We start from the raw sequence: 16,064 nt of genomic DNA, 5'->3' as shown, positions 1-16,064 counted from the left end.
GGGACTTTGCCTCCGGCTTCCTTCAGATTCCACCTCACGATGGACACCCTTGCCTTTGGCTAATGGTTCCCACTGCCAAGCCCATAGCGGACTTTCACCGCCAAGTTACTGCCCATGCCGGGCGCACATGCACAGCTAGCAGGCTCTTTGCGCCTGCTAGCTGCTGAGTGCCTGCATCAAAGCCTTTGCTTTGTGCAAGGTTTCTTCATATTCCAATACTTCATCGGAATCCCATACAATTCCTCCACCTGCCTGGAAGAAGGCTTTCCCATTTTTGCAAAGGATCGTTCGAATCACAATATTTACATCTGCATCCCCATTCCATCCGATAAACCCGATGCCGCCGGTATAAATATTCCTCTGGGTAGGTTCCAGCTCATCAATAATTTCCATAGCCCTTATCTTTGGCGCCCCCGTGATGGACCCGCCCGGGAAGGCAGCCATGATGCAGTCCACTGCATCATATTCGTCTTTTATTTCCCCCACTACCGTAGAAACCAGATGATACACTGTGGCATATTCTTCAAGGTGAAATAGCTCCGTTACTTTGACAGTACCGGTTTTGCAAATTTTCCCCAGATCATTTCTTTCCAGATCTACGATCATCAACAACTCAGCTTTATCCTTCTCACTGCCCAATAGGGCTTCCCTATTTTTCATATCTTCTTCCGGCGTTTTGCCCCTGGGTTTTGTGCCTTTGATAGGTCTTGTCTCTATCATTCTGTCTTTTATTCTCAAAAACCGCTCGGGAGAGCTGCTTACAATATGTCCTTCGCCAAAGTCGATAAAGCTTGCAAAGGGTGCAGGATTGATTTTCCTCAGTTTGGCATACAAACGGTAGGGACTCTCTTCTAATTTGCATTCAAACCGCTGAGTAAGGTTTGCCTGGTAAATGTCCCCCGCCCTGATGTATTCCTTTATCTTTCTTATGGCTTCTATATATTCCTCTTTGGTAAAATTGGACTGGAATGCCACAGGTCTGCTCTCCAGCTTCACATCTGTCGAGATGCCCATCCTTTCCCCTTCCTTGATTCTCTCCGTAATTCCATTGACAATTTTTTCAGGACAATCTTTGATTCCCAAGGAAGCTGCAAACACTTTGGATGCAGTATGGTCCACAACAATCACACCATCATAAAAACCAAGGAAACAGTCGGGTATATCCACATCATCCACCGCAGTTCTCGGTAATTTTTCTATATGATGACACAGATCATAGGCAAAATATCCCACGGCCCCTCCTATAAAGGGCAAATCTGTACGATAGTCCATCTTATATTGGGCCAATAATTCTTTTAGTTTCAAAAAAGGATTCCCCGTAAAAGTTTCTACATTTCCATCTTGTATTATCTGTATTCGTTCATTCTTGCTTTGAAAAACCAAAAATGGATCAAATCCGATATAGGAATATTTCCCCAGCTTTTCATGATCCATTCCGCTGTCCAGTATAAAACTATAAGGACGGTCCTGAAACAGTGTATAGATTTCAAAAGGATTGCATGAAGTATCAATTTCTCGGATGAACATTTTCTCACCTGCTTGTCCTATTCTTTTTGGCTTCTTCTAAAAAGTTATGAAGCAATTCCATACCCATCTCCGTTAGAATGGCTTCAGGGTGAAACTGAACCCCTTCCACCAGATATTTCTTGTGCCTGATCCCCATGATTTCCCCCTCATGGGTTTCAGCGGTTATTTCCAGACAATCCGGCAGAGAATCCCTGTCTATCACAAGGGAATGGTATCTTGTTACATGCAGGGGATTTTTCAGGCCCCGAAACACCCCTTGATGGGTATGCCGGATGGGATGCACCTTTCCATGCACCGGTTCTAATGCCTTGATAATTCTGCCGCCAAATACCTGTCCGATGGTCTGATGGCCCAGGCATATACCCAAGATGGGAATCTTTCCTTGAAAATATTTCACCACATCCATAGAGATCCCTGCTTCATTGGGTGTACATGGACCCGGAGAAATTACAATCATCTGGGGATTGATTTGCTCAATCTCTTCTAGGGTTATTTGGTTATTCCTGTATACCAAAACCCTCTCCTGCAAGCACTCTAAATATTGAACCAAATTATAGGTAAAAGAATCATAGTTGTCAATCATGAGTATCAAGGATGACCGCTCCTTTTTCTGATGTTTAAACAAAATCCTTGATCTAGAGATCAAGGATTTCTTTATTAGCATAACTGCTAACCACACATATATTTAGCTGACCTGGTCTTTGCCCCCACACTCGCCTGCTGGAAGGTTTGCTCCGGGTTCGCCGTCACTACTACTCCTCTCAGAAGCCCTGACGAGCTTGCGCATCAACCGCCTCGCCACTCTCCTGGCAGGTCTTACTCCTAAGCCGCACCATGCTCAGCAGCCCTGCTTTTAAGCTGCCTTACGTGGGTCCCTTTGCCTGCGACTGGCATGGACTTTCAACCACAGACCTAATTATATGTATTTCATATTATACAATCTTTATCAGAATTTTTCAAGTATTGTCCATAGAAAAGGAAAATCCGCCCTCCGTTTCTTTGGATCACACCGTGACAGAGAACCGTCCCCTGTCACGATTATTTTTTCTTATCGATAAACACACCGCCATATACATTTTTATTTTTGCCGTAGGTATGGTTGATTTTTATATTGTATCTCACTTGACTCAACTCTTGCTTTACCGCTTCCAATGCCTTTTGCATATTTTCATTATTTTCTACTTCTAATTGCCGAATCTTCTCAATAATATCGTAAATTTGTTGCACAATATTTTTCAGTTTTTTGATCCCCTCATATTTTCTTATTTCAATTTCCTCTAATGATGCCACATTGCAGTATTTTTTCAATGCATCGTATTTTTCCTCAAATTCGCTATCCAGCATATTGACCTTATCAATCAATAGCTGTTTCCTATGGATCAAATCCATCATCTGATCCAGCTTTTCTTCATTTGTACAAGAGGATTGTTCTTTTGTAAGGGACAACATTTGATGCATTAATTGTAATTTTCCTTCACTCACGTTGATCAAATAGGCAATCATATTATGCGCATCCATCCCGATTCCTTCCTAACCTTTTCTGGCAATTTTTATTGCTTCTTTCCATGTATCTCTCAATTCCGTAGCAAGGCCCAGTACTTCCTCCAGAATATCAACATCTTTTTTCAGATTTGCTTCGATCAGCCTTCTTGACATATAATCATAGAGTGTCCTTAAATTCTTTGATATGTCATATTTCATATTTAGTGTCAAATTTAATTCGGCAATGATGTCTTGTGCCCTTAAGTTTGCATTGCTTGCTTTATCTAATTTTTTCTCCTGCATAAAGAGCTTTGATTGATTGATGAATTTTACCATTCCCTCAAACAGCATGAGGGTCAGCTCTTCCGGTGGTGCAGTCATTACGGTATTTTGCTTATATTGTGCATAGGGATTATTTAAAGCCATTATTCTTACCTCCTAAATTATCGGCCTCCTGTTTGAGACATTAACCATGCCGCTTGTGAATTCATTGCCTGAATTGCAGATTCCATTCTGGAAAACATGTTGTAGTAATAGGTTTCCTTATTATACAATTTATCTAATAATGTGTCTAGCTTTTTATTTTGTTTATTAATTTCTGTATTCATTGTATTTTGAAATTCCGTCAAATCTCCCTCAATCCCTGCTTTTTCCAACAAAATTCCTTTTTTCCCTTGGCTATCTCTAGTAAATCGTATATTGTCCTGAATAACATCATAGAGCCGTTGTGCCAGTCCTGACTCCTCATATCTTGTCCTACGCTTTACCGCATCATTCAATCCTTCTTCATATGAATATTGAGATCTTTGAGTAAAAAGTAGCGTTAATTTATCAGGATTATCCTGAACAGCTTTTTTCAACTTCTCTTCATCGATAACTAATTTCCCTCTATCCTGCCATAGTGAACTACTCGTAATCCCTATTTCATAAAGATTGATGCCTACATCCTTTACAGAATCATATAGGGCTTTTCTCATATCGGTTGTGATTTTTTGTAAAATAGGGTCGCTTCTTAATAATCCACTCTTTGCCTTTTTTTCCCACAGTTCTATTTCTTTTTCTGACATTTCTTTTTTCTGATCGTCGGTTAGGGGCATATAATCTCTATATCTTTTCTCCGTAAATTCACTATTGATTTTATCAATTACATCATTATATTTGCTCACAAATCCCTTAATTTTTTCAACCAAAGCATCTGTATCTGCATTTACATTAACTGTTGTAGCACCGACCGCCTTCAACGTATACGTTACGCCATCAATAGCAAACTGGTTGCTGCTTCTTTTCATGCCGGCAACGCCATCCAGGGTAAATACAGCATCTGTTCCTGCCGTATAGGTTCCTCCTTCAATCCCTAGGGCCTGCAATAATGGACTGCTGTTATAAGTAATGGTTTGTGCCTCTCCCGTTGTCTTCGATGTTAAAGTAAATTTATCCTGCAACGAATCGTAATTCAAAGTCACACCTGCGCTACTGCTGTTGACTGCATTCATTACATCTTTTATGGTGGCAGTTCCATAGGTTTTGCCCACGTTGATGGTGACCCCATTAATGACCAAAGTTACATTATCTCCGGAATTAAAATTTTGCTGAGACGTAAAATGCTGTGCTATGCTATCTAACCCAGCATCTAAAGAAATCCTGTTGCTCTTATTGTCCGTTGCGGTAAAGCCCAATTGCGTTAAAGTACTTTCTGCACCACTGATAGTAAAGGTACTGCCATTCAATAATGTTTTAAATTCAATTTTATCCCCTGATACAAGGATATCAAATTTCCCTGAGCCAAAAGCATTACTCAGTGCAGCCTCCAGCTGACTCTCTAGGGTCGCCCCATCGCCATAGTTGGCCATATCTATGGTTTTCGTCGTTCCATCCAAGGTAATCGTTAGCTGCTGCCCTGAAAAATCAAAATTTGTAATGGCATTGCTTCCATCTACTTTATCTGTGACCGGAAAAATTCCATCAATTTTCGAAGCCGTTGCCAGCTGGGTCACTGTAATGCTGTGGGTTTTTGTTATTGCACCTGATCTGGCCGTGGCGGTAACAACAGATTCGTCAGCGGATGTCACTTTGAATTCATTGAAAGCAGTGGATGACCTGAAATTCATGGTAGGTTTGATCACATCAAAATACTCATCCCTAAATCCTCTTAGTAGGTTACTAATCTCTCTGTAATTATCTCGCTGCCATTCCATGATTTGTATATTCTGCTTTAACTTGTCCACTTTTGCATACTCAATATTCATAAGCTTTCTGACCATTTCATCGGTATCAATGCCGGTTGCCAAACCAGTAATTCTTAAGCGATTACTTGTTATCATCTAGCATCCCTCCTTTATTTGCCTTTGAAGGCAAACACCTTTTCATTTTTACTACCCTCTTTTATCCACAAACAATCCTGTTTTCTCCAACATTGCTGCTACCATGTCCAATATTTTTTCTGGAGGAATTTCTCTAACCACTTCTTGTGTCTCATTATTAATTACCTTGACCATAATTTGTTTTGTCTTCTCATGGATGGAAAATTTTAAACTTGTATTAAATGTTTTCAAATCCTTATTAGATTTTTCTATAGCTTCAATCAATTGCTTTTCCTTAGGGAAATTTTCACTGGTGGATATTTGATTTTCAGCTAAATTTCCTTCTTGTACTATATTTTTCTTTTGAATTTCTCTTTCTGTACTGATCATATAATTACTATTGGCAATAACGCTACCCTCTATTTTCATTTTTTCACCGCCCTCTACTATATTTCTAACAAGTTTATCGGTAAAATTTAAATCTTCTTTATAAGATAGCCTTCATTTTTTCATTGATAATGGCCACGATATATTTCAGGAAATGCGGTTTCTCCAATTACAACAAATAATAAAATTTTTGTATAAAAAAGACTATTTATGAAAGGTTCTATAAATAGTCTGATTCAACACAAGGAATCCCATATCAGAAACCCTTGAAAATAGCTATGTAAAGTGAAACTGATTCAACATATATTGTATGATTAATTGCACTCAAATTTTTTCTGCATTCTTTCCGTGATGGCTTCTACAATTTTTTCTGCCCCTCTAGCATCTACAAGATTTCTTCCTTTTTGGCTATAAGATTTTCTCATATTATAATTCTGCACAAGTTTTTTTACAGCATTCACTACATCTGCCTTTTCTACAGCATGATACCATCCTATTTCCTTGATATACCCTAGCTCAGCCATTTTCCTTACCATCAGCTCCTGGTTGTCTGCCATAATAAAGGCTATGGTAGGTATTCCGCAGGCACACAGCTCATAGAGAGTGCTGCCACCTGCAGAAATTGCTATATCTGATTTTAACATAATTTGAGAAATTTTTTTTACATTTTCATGCAGAATAATATTTTTATTGTTTTCTGCTATATTTCGCAGTTCTTCTTTATTTATAAAGCCATTGCCGACAATTACATTGATGATGCAATTTCTTAATTCTTCATCTTCTAAAATCATATGTATAATCTTAACACTCATGCGATATGGGTCTGAACCGCCTGTTGTCACCAGAATTTCCTTTGCTTCTTCCCTTATCTCCCCAAGGGGTAAATCTCGAAATTCATCTCTGATTAAGTTATATTTAGGACCTAACAACATCATTTGATCTTGAGAATACTTTTGATAATCCATATATTCTCCTGTAATATTTCCATTGATCAGCACATCTACCGGATAAACAAATTGACTCAAATCATCAATATAAGCTAATATCTTTACATAGGGTTTTATTTTGAGAAAATACCCGTTTGTCACATCATATTTATCTATAAATAATAAATCTATATGATATTCTCGAATCAGTTGAATGATTTTATCTGTCTCTTTTTCAAGATCAACACCTCCAATTGAGCCTGAATTTTTTATAAACTCTGACTGGATCTGAGGGATTACTATAACATCAAAACCTTCATCCTTAATTTTTATGATGCCTTCCTTCATACTGCTAAAGAAATATACTTTGTATCCTTTTCTTTTCAGTTCCTTGGCCAAAGAAAGGCATCGCATAATATGACCCATACCTATGGCAGCCCCGCCATCTGCTCTTATTCCTACGTGAATCATCATGACTCCTTCCATTCTTCCTTTAAAACAGACATGATGACCACATCCTTGAACTGTCCATTCTTATATATTTCTTTTCTTAGTACTCCCTCTTGCTGAAAATTCAGCTTTTTATAAAGTTTTATGGCCTCATCATTATCATAAAATACTTTTAGATAAATTTTTTGCAAATTTAATTCTTTAAATCCATAGTTGATGAAAGCACGGGAAGCCTCTAAGGCATATCCCTTTCCCTGTTCTTCCTCTTCCCCTATGAGAATCCCATACTCTGCTTTTTGATTTCGATAATCTATATGATTAAAGCCAATGGTCCCTATTTTTTTGCCGTTTTCTTTGATCATAATGATAAATTCCATTCTGTCTTGATGTTTGATATACTGTTCAAACCATCTTCTGTGTTCACTGAATGTCGTGCCTTTAAAGCTGAATAAATGACGAATAATGTTGATTTTATTTCTCCATCGAACAATGCATTGTTCATCTTCTTCGTCTAATAATTTCAAAATGAGCCTTTCTGTTTGCAACATTTTATCACCACTTCTTTATCAGAATATAAAACTGCTATAACGCTACTCATCTATCATATTGAATGTTAATGGCATTCCCCTTTCGATATCCCTTGTGGCTTTATGTCCCAGTATGCTCTCATAGAATTTTGGCGGAAGACCATGCCCTGGTCGAATCACCCTGATGTTTTCTTCTGTGAAAATTTCGCCTCTTTTTATGTCTTTTACCACAAAGATAGATTTTCTGAAGACTTTGCTGGCTTCTTCCGCTTCTGATACCTCATAGCTTATTGTTCCAATGGCCCTTTCTGCTGCACGGATATCATCTACCATCTGTTTGAATTCATGGGCCTCCATGGAGAAGGACGCATCAGGATTTTCAACCTCTCTACTGATACAGAAATGTTTTTCAATGACTTTTGCCCCCATAGCAACTGCCGTTACTGCGCCAATAGACCCTAAAGAATGATCAGATAAGCCCACAGGCACACCAAAGGTTTCTTCCAGATGTTTTATTGTTCTTAAATTCATGTCATCGGGAACAGCAGGATAAGCACTGGAGCATTTTAGAAGACACAGGTTGCTGTTTCCCATGGATTTTACGGCATGCACCGCATCTTCGATCTCCCCTAGTGTAGCCATTCCTGTTGACATGATCATCGGCTTCCCTTTTGATGCCACATATTGAATTAAAGGAATATCCACCATCTCAAAGGAAGCTATTTTATAAAAAGCAACACCCAACTCTTCCAAAAAATCTACAGCCGTTTTATCAAAAGGTGTCGATAAAAAATCCATTCCCAGTTTTTCTACCTCTTCTTTTATCAGAGGCTGCCATTCCCAGGGAGTATATGCCTTTTTATACAGATGATACAGGTTTTCCCCTTTCCAAGTTCCTTTATTAATTTTAAAATATTCTTTATCACAGTCGATTGTCAATGTATCTGCCGTGTATGTTTGAATCTTCAGACAATCTGCTCCCGCTTCCTTTGCAGCATGAACGATTTCAATGGCTCGATGCAGATCTCCAGCATGATTTGCGGACATTTCCGCAATAATATAGGTTGGATATCCTTCTCCAATAAACCGATCCTTTATTTGAATAACTTTATTCATCACACCACCCCCAACTAGGCTATATCATCCTAGATTCCTGCTTTTCATTTAATCTTTTTTTGCTCTACATGTTCATTAAGTTTTATGAGCTCAGGGTGTTTCTCCATCAATTTCAATATGTCACCCAATCCAAAATTTTCATTTTCATCATAGAGATACCCATATACGGCTGAAATCAGTTGAAAATCTTCTTCCGTATCTAGGGTCCACCGATAAGCCGAATAGTCAACATCGTTTCTGTAGTAATAAATTTTCCTCTCATTTTCGTAAATATAAGGAGTTACATGTTCCCTCTGATATTTTTCTTTGGCATTGTAGAAAGCTGTTTCTAACACCTGAAAAGAAAATATTTCCGTATCTAATCCTCTTGGATAGGTTCTTTGTGATGCATGATTGCCTACATTCGTTACAAAAACATAATTATTTTCCTTATAAAATTGAACCATTTTGTCTATCAGCTTCGAATCAATTAAGGGACAGTCCGACGTAATCCTCACCACGATATCTGCATTATTTTCTTTCGCTGCATGATAATATCTGCTTAACACGTCGTCTTCACTGCCTCTAAAATACCGGATACCACAACTTATTGCCTTTTCCGCCACCACATGATCCTGTTCCAGCTCTGTTGTGGCAATAACAATTTTATCAATCTGTTTCGCCTGCTGAACCCGATAAACAACATGCTCAAGAACGGTCTTTCCTTTTACTTTTTTTAAGATTTTTCCCGGAAGCCTGGTAGAACCCATGCGTGCCTGAATAATTGCCACAACCTTATCCATTGTACTCCCCCCAACTATTTTCTAAAATAGGAGATAACTTTATGTACTGCATCAATCACATCTTCCGCATCTTTATCGGACATTTTCGGAAACAAAGGCAAGGTAATGATTCTTTCGTACAATGCTTCTGCATGAGGACAAATCCCTCGCTTATATCCTAATCTCTGATAATAAGGATGATAATGTACGGGTATATAATGTACATTTACACCAATATTCTCGGCCTTTAGGGCTTCAAATATCTCTCTTCTTCCTACGGAAAGCCTCTCCAGATCCAGTTGGATGATATATAAATGCCAACTGGAATGGCACCCTTCTTTTTCATAAGGAGTAATAATCTCTTCTATATTTTGGAAAGCTTCATTATACTTTCTCACGATCTCTCGTCTCCGTTTGACAAAACCGGCTAACTCCTGTAACTGACTGATTCCAAGGGCACACTGTATATCTGTGATTCTATAATTATTTCCCAACTCCAGTTGTTCATAGTACCAAGGCCCTTCGTTTTTGGTCATCAGGGCCGGATCTCTGGTAATCCCATGGGTTCTGAATAAACTCAGTTTTTCATAATAATCCTTGTTGTCTGTGACTATGACACCCCCTTCGCCTGTGGTAATATGTTTTACTGGGTGAAAACTAAATTCTGTCATAGCTGCCAAAGAACCAATTTTCCTTCCTTTATACTCTGCTCCCAAGGCATGGGCAGCATCTTCAATAACCACTAAACCATATGCTTCAGCAATTTCTTTTATGGCATCATGGTCCACGGGTTGTCCTGTAAAATCCACAGGGATAATGGCTTTTGTCCTATTTGTAATCTTTCTTTCAATATCTTTTGGATCTATGTTATAGGTATAGGGATCTATATCTGCAAAAACAGGAATTCCTCCCTGATACAATACACAATTTGCTGAAGCAGCAAATGTCATGGGTGTTGTGATCACTTCATCACCCTGTTGAATTCCTGCAGCAAAACAAGCTGCATGAAGAGCCGTTGTTCCGTTTGAAACGGCAACAGCATACTTCCCTCCCACATAGGCAGCAATTTTCTCTTCAAACTCCCTTATCTTAGGCCCTGTAGTTAAATAATCACTTCGCAAGGCGTCTACTACAGCCTGTATATCCTTCTCGTCAATCCATTGCTGACCATAGGGCAAATACCTGTCTCGCACCGGTTTTCCACCATTGATTGCCAATGTTTTTTCCACTGTATACCCCCCCACTTATATAAGATGCGGATTATTTTTAATCCATTCTTCCGTTCTTTTAATTCCTTCCTCTAAACTCACCTTGGGCTCCCATCCTAACAGTTTTTTCGCTTTGTCGTAATTGCACAATAACTTCTGGATTTCACTTTGGGGATGAATATGGGGTACATGCTTGATTTGCTCCTCAGAGTTTGCGATCAGTTTTGCAAGGTCATTGATGGTAATATCTTGCCCTAAACCGGCATTTACAATTTCTCCGTTTACTGCATCGCTATATCCTGCCTCCACAACAAATCTGGCACAATCTTCTACATACAATAAATCTCTCGTTTGCGTTCCATCTCCATAAATATGTAAAGTCTGTCCTTCCAGATTTCTCTTAATGAATATGGCCACAACGCCGCCTTCTCCCCCCGTTTTCTGAAATGGCCCGTAAGTATTAAAGGGGCGGATGACTACTACAGGCAATCCATATCCATACCAATAGGAAAGCACCATATTTTCTCCCGATATTTTGCTTCCTGCATAAGGAGATGCCGGTTTTGTAGGATGTAATTCGGTAATTCCCCTTGTGTCACTAGCCCGATCATATACCATGCAAGTACTCATGAACACGATTTTCGTATGGTGTTTTTTACATGATTCCAAGACATGAAAAGTGCCTATGACATCATTGTTAAACGTAGTTTCAGGGTCATCCAGGCTATCCTGGACATTAATGCTGGCACCTAAATGATAGCATATATCAAATTGATGCTGTTGAAATAAATTTTCTAAAGCTTTTTTATCTTTGATATCTCCATAAATGAATTCTTTAAAATTGCTTAAATGAAAAAATTCCTGAATGTTCTCTTTTCTCCCATTCGAAAGGTCGTCCAATACCCATACATGGTGTCCGTCTTCTAATAATTTTTTTACAACCCATCTGCCGATAAATCCTGCGCCGCCTGTCACTAAAACTTTCATTGATTTTCCTCCTTCAAAATTTCTTTATGAATCTAACAACTTTTCCTGTAAGATAAGCCTTCTCAATTCTTCTTTACTTATAGGCTCGATGTCATGGGAACTATAAGTTTGTCTTGCTGCCTGTCTGCCATCGGAATATTCATAAGTCTTATGATTAAACAATGGAGGTACTGCAAACATATTATCAAACTCTATGGCGTATTTTGACTCCTCATAAGTCATTAATTCTTCATACATTTTCTCCCCGGGTCTTAATCCTGTTTTTACAATCCGTATCTTATCCGGATCCAAATTATATTTTTCAGACATTTCTTCAATAACGACCTCTGCCAGATCATGCAAACGAACAACAGGCATTTTTAATATAAACAATTCTCCTCCCTGTGCTCTTTTGCATGCTTCTATGGTTAAGTTCGTAGCTTCTGTTAAGGTCATCATAAATCTGCTCATTTCAGGATCCGTAATGGTTATGGGATTTCCTTGCAGAATTTGTTGTTTAAACAATGGAATAACAGACCCCCTTGATCCCATCACGTTGCCAAATCGGACGGCCGCGAAAATCGTCCTATGGCTCCCTTTATAATAGTCGGCAGCAGATATCAGTCTTTCTGCAAGCAACTTTGTTGCTCCATATGTATTGGTTGGACCAATGGTTTTATCTGTTGAAGTAAATATCACTTTTTCTACATTGTTGTGAATTGCCGCTTCAATGACATTTTGCGTACCGATTACATTTGTCTTCACTGCTTCAAAAGGGTTATATTCACAAGCAGGTACATGCTTTAATGCCGCTGCATGGAAGACAATATCAATGTCTTCCATGGCTCTGTTGATTCGGTCATAATCCCTTACATCGCCCAACAGAAATCTTATATTTTTTATGTCTTTCATTTGTTCCATCATAAAATACTGTTTATATTCGTCTCTGCTTAATACCCTGATAACACTTACACCTTTTGGCAGTAAAGTCTTCACCAGACTACTTCCTATAGTCCCCGTACCACCGATAATTAATATTTTCTTATTTCTAAAAAACATTGTATCATCCAATTTTAATTCCTCCTACAATCAACGGGCCTTCCGGTAAAATAAGCTTTATTTTTCACCTTAATGTATCGGAAAAAACGAAACAGACTTTAGTACAAAAAAACAGCATAAATTTCCATTTATGCCATCCAATGATTTTCAGTCATTTTATTTGACATTTTTTCTATACGTTCAATACATTCTTTTAATAGAGGATCCATATATGCTAAGGTTTTTGAAATTTCTCGATAGATCCTATGAAATCTTCTTATTTCTTGCTTGCTTTCCTGTTTCTTAAATTCTTCATCATTTAGGATATCATGAAATACAGATTGTAACATATAATGTAAGATGTATAAATGGTCAATCTGTTTTTTTACAGAAAGATTGATTCTATCTAATTCTGGTAAACATTGTTCCAGTTTCTCTTCAGATATTTTCAATATTTGTTTTGCCCCCTCATCAATAGTTGCCTGTAGACCTCTGATTCTATCCTCTATTTGTTTTAATTTTGTGATGACTTTTTCATTATATTGATTCAATTTCACAAATCTATTTTCAACGGCACCATTCAATAATTCATGGATATTTACTGGGTTTTGGCAATATTCTCTAATTACTTGCCAAAGAGGCATAATCCGAGTTCCCTCAATATATGCTCCCCCCTCCGTTGCATCAATATATAATCTTTCGGTTTTATCCTTTTGAATTTCATTTTCAAACCAGTTTAATACAGAAAATAAAGACGGGGAAGTAACAATATCTTTCCCATAAATATCTTTCACTTTCAGCAAATTTTCACTATCTTTTATTGTATCTTCCTCATATATCGAATACTTTGCATGGGTTTTTCCATCGGTGTATGCTAGGTCTTGTCCTACAAATATGATGGGGTTCCCACCCATTTTTACAGCCAGATCAAATGCACTATTTGAAACAGACCCCCCACATGCCAGCACCCCTATTTCCAAATCTAAATCTTTCAAAATTTTTTCCATACAGCCGTCTTCCGTATAAAATACAAATTTCTTTCCTTGATGATTCTGTAATATTTCTGGAAATACTTTGATTCCATATACAAGGGGTATATCCGAATACATTATATTTTCAAAATGTCTATAATTTATTTCTCCACCATCCATTGCAATAATCAAATCCGGTTCAATTCCTGCATTGATTACCGTTCTGAGAGCCGTTCCAACACAAATAATCATGGCTTTTCCTTTTGCATCTTTCAAGAATTCTACATTCTTGCTCAATGAAGGTCCTGCAGAAACAATAATAACAGGTTTGTTTTGAAAAATGCCAAATAAACTGCTTATGTCATAACTTCTTACAAGATAGGGTATGTTTGTAAGCAGATTTCTTTGCCAGGTTTTTGCAAAACGAAGAAGTGTATTTTTATATAACTTTTCTTCTCTCATGACTTTATCAATGGCATTCTGAAAATCAAGATATTCCTTTGGAAATAACTTATGATAATTCGTAATGCTGGCTATCCGCAGGTGGTGCATATGCTCCCAAGGCACATATTTCCACAACAACCCTTCTATTTCTTTTAATGTGTCTCCAACTATCAATATGATATTGGGATGATTGATAATATCAGTAAAATCAATATATTTCAATGCTTCATGAAAAATTTCTATGCTGGGCTCAACAATCAGCATCCTATTGTGATCACAAATTTGTCTGCATAATTCTTTAATATGATAGGCCAAACCACACCCAAAAATTAATATTGTAGAATCCCTGTCAAAATTTAGATTTTTTATCCAATCGTACGCCTCTTTGACCGGTGCATATTTGCTGTGTATATAAAAGGTTTTTCCTTCGTGGATAACATACATAGTTTTATTATTATCCTTAGCATCCACAATTTCTACAATGTATTTTTTATCCGTAAATTTTTCCACGCTTTTTTGAAGATTAGGATATCTCTTCGATAATGCAAGTTTATTCATGGAATAGATATCATTCATTTTTAACGAGCTCCCTTAATTTCATAAGAATGTTATGACTGCTCCCCTTTAAGATAGTGTCGTTTACTTCCTGTAATGTCATAATTTCCGTTCCTTCAATTAGGGCACCGCCTTCTGTAGCATTAATAAAACGAATGTTTTTTTCTTCCCGGACTCTTCTTTCAATCCATTTCAAATAAGCATACAGGTTGCTGCTTGTGTAAACAACGTTTTCTTCATTTCCGGGTACTGCCCTCAAACTTCTGTATTCTTCGATTTCCTTATAAAAATACGTTCCTTTCACATGTGATTTCCCATAGGTATAAGCCAAATCTTGTCCTGCAAAAATAATAGGATTGCAGCCAAACCGAATGGCGATGTCTAAAGCTGTAGTGGAAACAGATCCTCCCGTTCGTATTAACTGATGCTGCTGTTGTCTGCTATATCTTTCAGCTAATTCAAATCCCTGTTGTAAAGCTAAAAATTTTATCCCCTTGTAGTTTTGTGCTACCTTTCTGTTACAAGTAGATAATATTATTAAAGGAATTTCAATATCTAAACCCTCCAGTTGATTATAGACGATATCCTGTGGATCTGTTATAACAGCAAGGTCCGGATGTATGCCTGCATGAAAAAGCGGTTTCAGCGCTGTTCCAACTGCAAAAATAATGGCTTTTCCTTTTGCCTCACGAAGCAGGTGTTTATTTTTATCCAAGGATGGTCCTGCAGATACAATAATAATAGGAATTCCTTGAAATTTTTTAAAAAGAATATCTACATTTTTATCATAATATTGGATATTAATTGCAAAATTTTGTGCCAGTTGATCTCCAAAACGTTTGATTGTATTTTCATGAATTTTATAATTCTCTAACAGGTATTTTATTTCTCGCAATTCATTGGGCATTGCCTTTAAAGAAGGGGAATGAATAATTAATTTTTTTGAATCAATGCTGAGCAGTTGTTTCAAACGGTCTGCAAAATCAGGCAGATTGTCTTCCAGGTATATTTTTACATTTGGACATGTCAGTATATCTCTTAAATCTATATTTTCCATGGCTGCCTTGAATATTTTTTTGTTTGTTTCCAGAACAAAAATTTGGGCATCCTTATTTTTTTCCATCATTTCTCTGATATGATAGGCAAATCCAAAACCATAAATAATATAGGAATCTATGGCATGATCATGGTATTCCTCCACAAATTTCCTTGCTTCAGCCATGGGATCATATTTACTATGCAAAAAAAACTGTTCTTGATTATGAATAATCTTTAATGTTGGAGATGTATTGGGCCCATTGACTACCATATAATCCCCATCATATGACGAATCCATATTGATTAGTTTTTCATAGACATGGGGATATGCATTTTTCAAAACTTCAAGATTATTTTTCTGTATCATG

General features: G+C 37.5%; 15 protein-coding genes. All 15 read right to left on the bottom strand.

Translation table 11 applies throughout. The features are described 5' to 3' along the window. Positions 1–156 precede the first annotated feature (156 nt). The 15 genes from pabB to AN619_RS06455 all read right to left on the bottom strand — a co-directional run bounded on the left by pabB (position 157) and on the right by AN619_RS06455 (position 16,063). Positions 157–1,527, bottom strand: coding sequence for an aminodeoxychorismate synthase component I (gene pabB, locus AN619_RS06525; RefSeq protein ID WP_068555906.1), 1,371 nt, complete (start codon positions 1,525–1,527; stop codon positions 157–159). A 4-nt stretch (positions 1,528–1,531) separates the two neighbouring features. After that, on the bottom strand, positions 1,532–2,119 hold the full coding sequence (locus AN619_RS06520) for an anthranilate synthase component II (protein ID WP_068555905.1): 588 nt from the start codon (positions 2,117–2,119) through the stop codon (positions 1,532–1,534). 446 nt (positions 2,120–2,565) lie between these two features. Continuing rightward, positions 2,566–3,045 carry a flagellar protein FlgN gene (locus AN619_RS06515; RefSeq protein ID WP_068555904.1) on the bottom strand — a complete coding sequence of 160 codons (480 nt, stop codon included), beginning with the start codon at positions 3,043–3,045 and terminating at the stop codon, positions 2,566–2,568. A gap of 12 nt (positions 3,046–3,057) precedes the next feature. Then, positions 3,058–3,435: a flagellar export chaperone FliS gene (fliS, locus tag AN619_RS06510; protein WP_068555903.1), complete on the bottom strand. Its 378-nt coding sequence runs from the start codon at positions 3,433–3,435 to the stop codon at positions 3,058–3,060. A 17-nt stretch (positions 3,436–3,452) separates the two neighbouring features. After that, positions 3,453–5,330 (bottom strand): flagellar filament capping protein FliD, encoded by a 1,878-nt coding sequence (fliD, locus tag AN619_RS06505; protein ID WP_068555902.1) that lies wholly within the window; start codon positions 5,328–5,330, stop codon positions 3,453–3,455. Between the two features lie 51 nt (positions 5,331–5,381). Beyond that, positions 5,382–5,738, bottom strand: coding sequence for a flagellar protein FlaG (locus tag AN619_RS06500; protein ID WP_068555901.1), 357 nt, complete (start codon positions 5,736–5,738; stop codon positions 5,382–5,384). A gap of 272 nt (positions 5,739–6,010) precedes the next feature. Continuing rightward, on the bottom strand, positions 6,011–7,093 hold the full coding sequence (gene pseG / locus AN619_RS06495; RefSeq protein WP_068555900.1) for a UDP-2,4-diacetamido-2,4,6-trideoxy-beta-L-altropyranose hydrolase: 1,083 nt from the start codon (positions 7,091–7,093) through the stop codon (positions 6,011–6,013). Continuing rightward, positions 7,093–7,620 carry a GNAT family N-acetyltransferase gene (locus AN619_RS06490; RefSeq protein ID WP_068555899.1) on the bottom strand — a complete coding sequence of 176 codons (528 nt, stop codon included), beginning with the start codon at positions 7,618–7,620 and terminating at the stop codon, positions 7,093–7,095. The genes pseG and AN619_RS06490 overlap by 1 nt, the downstream gene beginning before the upstream one ends. A gap of 42 nt (positions 7,621–7,662) precedes the next feature. Continuing rightward, positions 7,663–8,715 carry a pseudaminic acid synthase gene (pseI, locus tag AN619_RS06485; RefSeq protein ID WP_068555898.1) on the bottom strand — a complete coding sequence of 351 codons (1,053 nt, stop codon included), beginning with the start codon at positions 8,713–8,715 and terminating at the stop codon, positions 7,663–7,665. Positions 8,716–8,759: 44 nt separating this feature from the next. Continuing rightward, the gene (locus tag AN619_RS06480) at positions 8,760–9,497 is read right to left on the bottom strand and encodes a cytidylyltransferase domain-containing protein (protein WP_068555897.1); all 738 of its coding nucleotides are present in this window, start codon (positions 9,495–9,497) and stop codon (positions 8,760–8,762) included. 14 nt (positions 9,498–9,511) lie between these two features. Beyond that, positions 9,512–10,705 carry a UDP-4-amino-4,6-dideoxy-N-acetyl-beta-L-altrosamine transaminase gene (gene pseC / locus AN619_RS06475; protein ID WP_068555896.1) on the bottom strand — a complete coding sequence of 398 codons (1,194 nt, stop codon included), beginning with the start codon at positions 10,703–10,705 and terminating at the stop codon, positions 9,512–9,514. Positions 10,706–10,720: 15 nt separating this feature from the next. After that, positions 10,721–11,671, bottom strand: a complete 951-nt coding sequence (locus AN619_RS06470; RefSeq protein WP_068555895.1) for a dTDP-glucose 4,6-dehydratase — start codon at positions 11,669–11,671, stop codon at positions 10,721–10,723. Between the two features lie 24 nt (positions 11,672–11,695). Beyond that, positions 11,696–12,721: a UDP-N-acetylglucosamine 4,6-dehydratase family protein gene (locus AN619_RS06465; protein WP_330382043.1), complete on the bottom strand. Its 1,026-nt coding sequence runs from the start codon at positions 12,719–12,721 to the stop codon at positions 11,696–11,698. Between the two features lie 116 nt (positions 12,722–12,837). Then, positions 12,838–14,679, bottom strand: a complete 1,842-nt coding sequence (locus AN619_RS06460) for a motility associated factor glycosyltransferase family protein (protein ID WP_068555894.1) — start codon at positions 14,677–14,679, stop codon at positions 12,838–12,840. Next, complete coding sequence (locus AN619_RS06455; protein ID WP_068555893.1) at positions 14,672–16,063, bottom strand: motility associated factor glycosyltransferase family protein; 1,392 nt, start codon at positions 16,061–16,063, stop codon at positions 14,672–14,674. The genes AN619_RS06460 and AN619_RS06455 overlap by 8 nt, the downstream gene beginning before the upstream one ends. Between the last annotated feature and the right edge of the window lies 1 nt (position 16,064).

This window comes from Thermotalea metallivorans (assembly GCF_001562415.1).
Taxonomy (GTDB): domain Bacteria; phylum Bacillota; class Clostridia; order Peptostreptococcales; family Thermotaleaceae; genus Thermotalea; species Thermotalea metallivorans.
Note: the sequence above shows the minus strand (reverse complement) of the source record. Positions and strands in the feature narration are given on the sequence as shown.

Coding starts and splice junctions, on each gene's coding strand:
- pabB (WP_068555906.1), bottom strand. CDS start 1,527: ATGTTCATCCGAGAAATTGATACTTCATGCAATCCTTTTGAAATCTAT.
- AN619_RS06515 (WP_068555904.1), bottom strand. CDS start 3,045: ATGGATGCGCATAATATGATTGCCTATTTGATCAACGTGAGTGAAGGA.
- fliS (WP_068555903.1), bottom strand. CDS start 3,435: ATGGCTTTAAATAATCCCTATGCACAATATAAGCAAAATACCGTAATG.
- fliD (WP_068555902.1), bottom strand. CDS start 5,330: ATGATAACAAGTAATCGCTTAAGAATTACTGGTTTGGCAACCGGCATT.
- AN619_RS06500 (WP_068555901.1), bottom strand. CDS start 5,738: ATGAAAATAGAGGGTAGCGTTATTGCCAATAGTAATTATATGATCAGT.
- pseG (WP_068555900.1), bottom strand. CDS start 7,093: ATGATTCACGTAGGAATAAGAGCAGATGGCGGGGCTGCCATAGGTATG.
- AN619_RS06490 (WP_068555899.1), bottom strand. CDS start 7,620: ATGTTGCAAACAGAAAGGCTCATTTTGAAATTATTAGACGAAGAAGAT.
- pseI (WP_068555898.1), bottom strand. CDS start 8,715: ATGAATAAAGTTATTCAAATAAAGGATCGGTTTATTGGAGAAGGATAT.
- AN619_RS06480 (WP_068555897.1), bottom strand. CDS start 9,497: ATGGATAAGGTTGTGGCAATTATTCAGGCACGCATGGGTTCTACCAGG.
- AN619_RS06470 (WP_068555895.1), bottom strand. CDS start 11,671: ATGAAAGTTTTAGTGACAGGCGGCGCAGGATTTATCGGCAGATGGGTT.
- AN619_RS06460 (WP_068555894.1), bottom strand. CDS start 14,679: ATGAATGATATCTATTCCATGAATAAACTTGCATTATCGAAGAGATAT.
- AN619_RS06455 (WP_068555893.1), bottom strand. CDS start 16,063: ATGATACAGAAAAATAATCTTGAAGTTTTGAAAAATGCATATCCCCAT.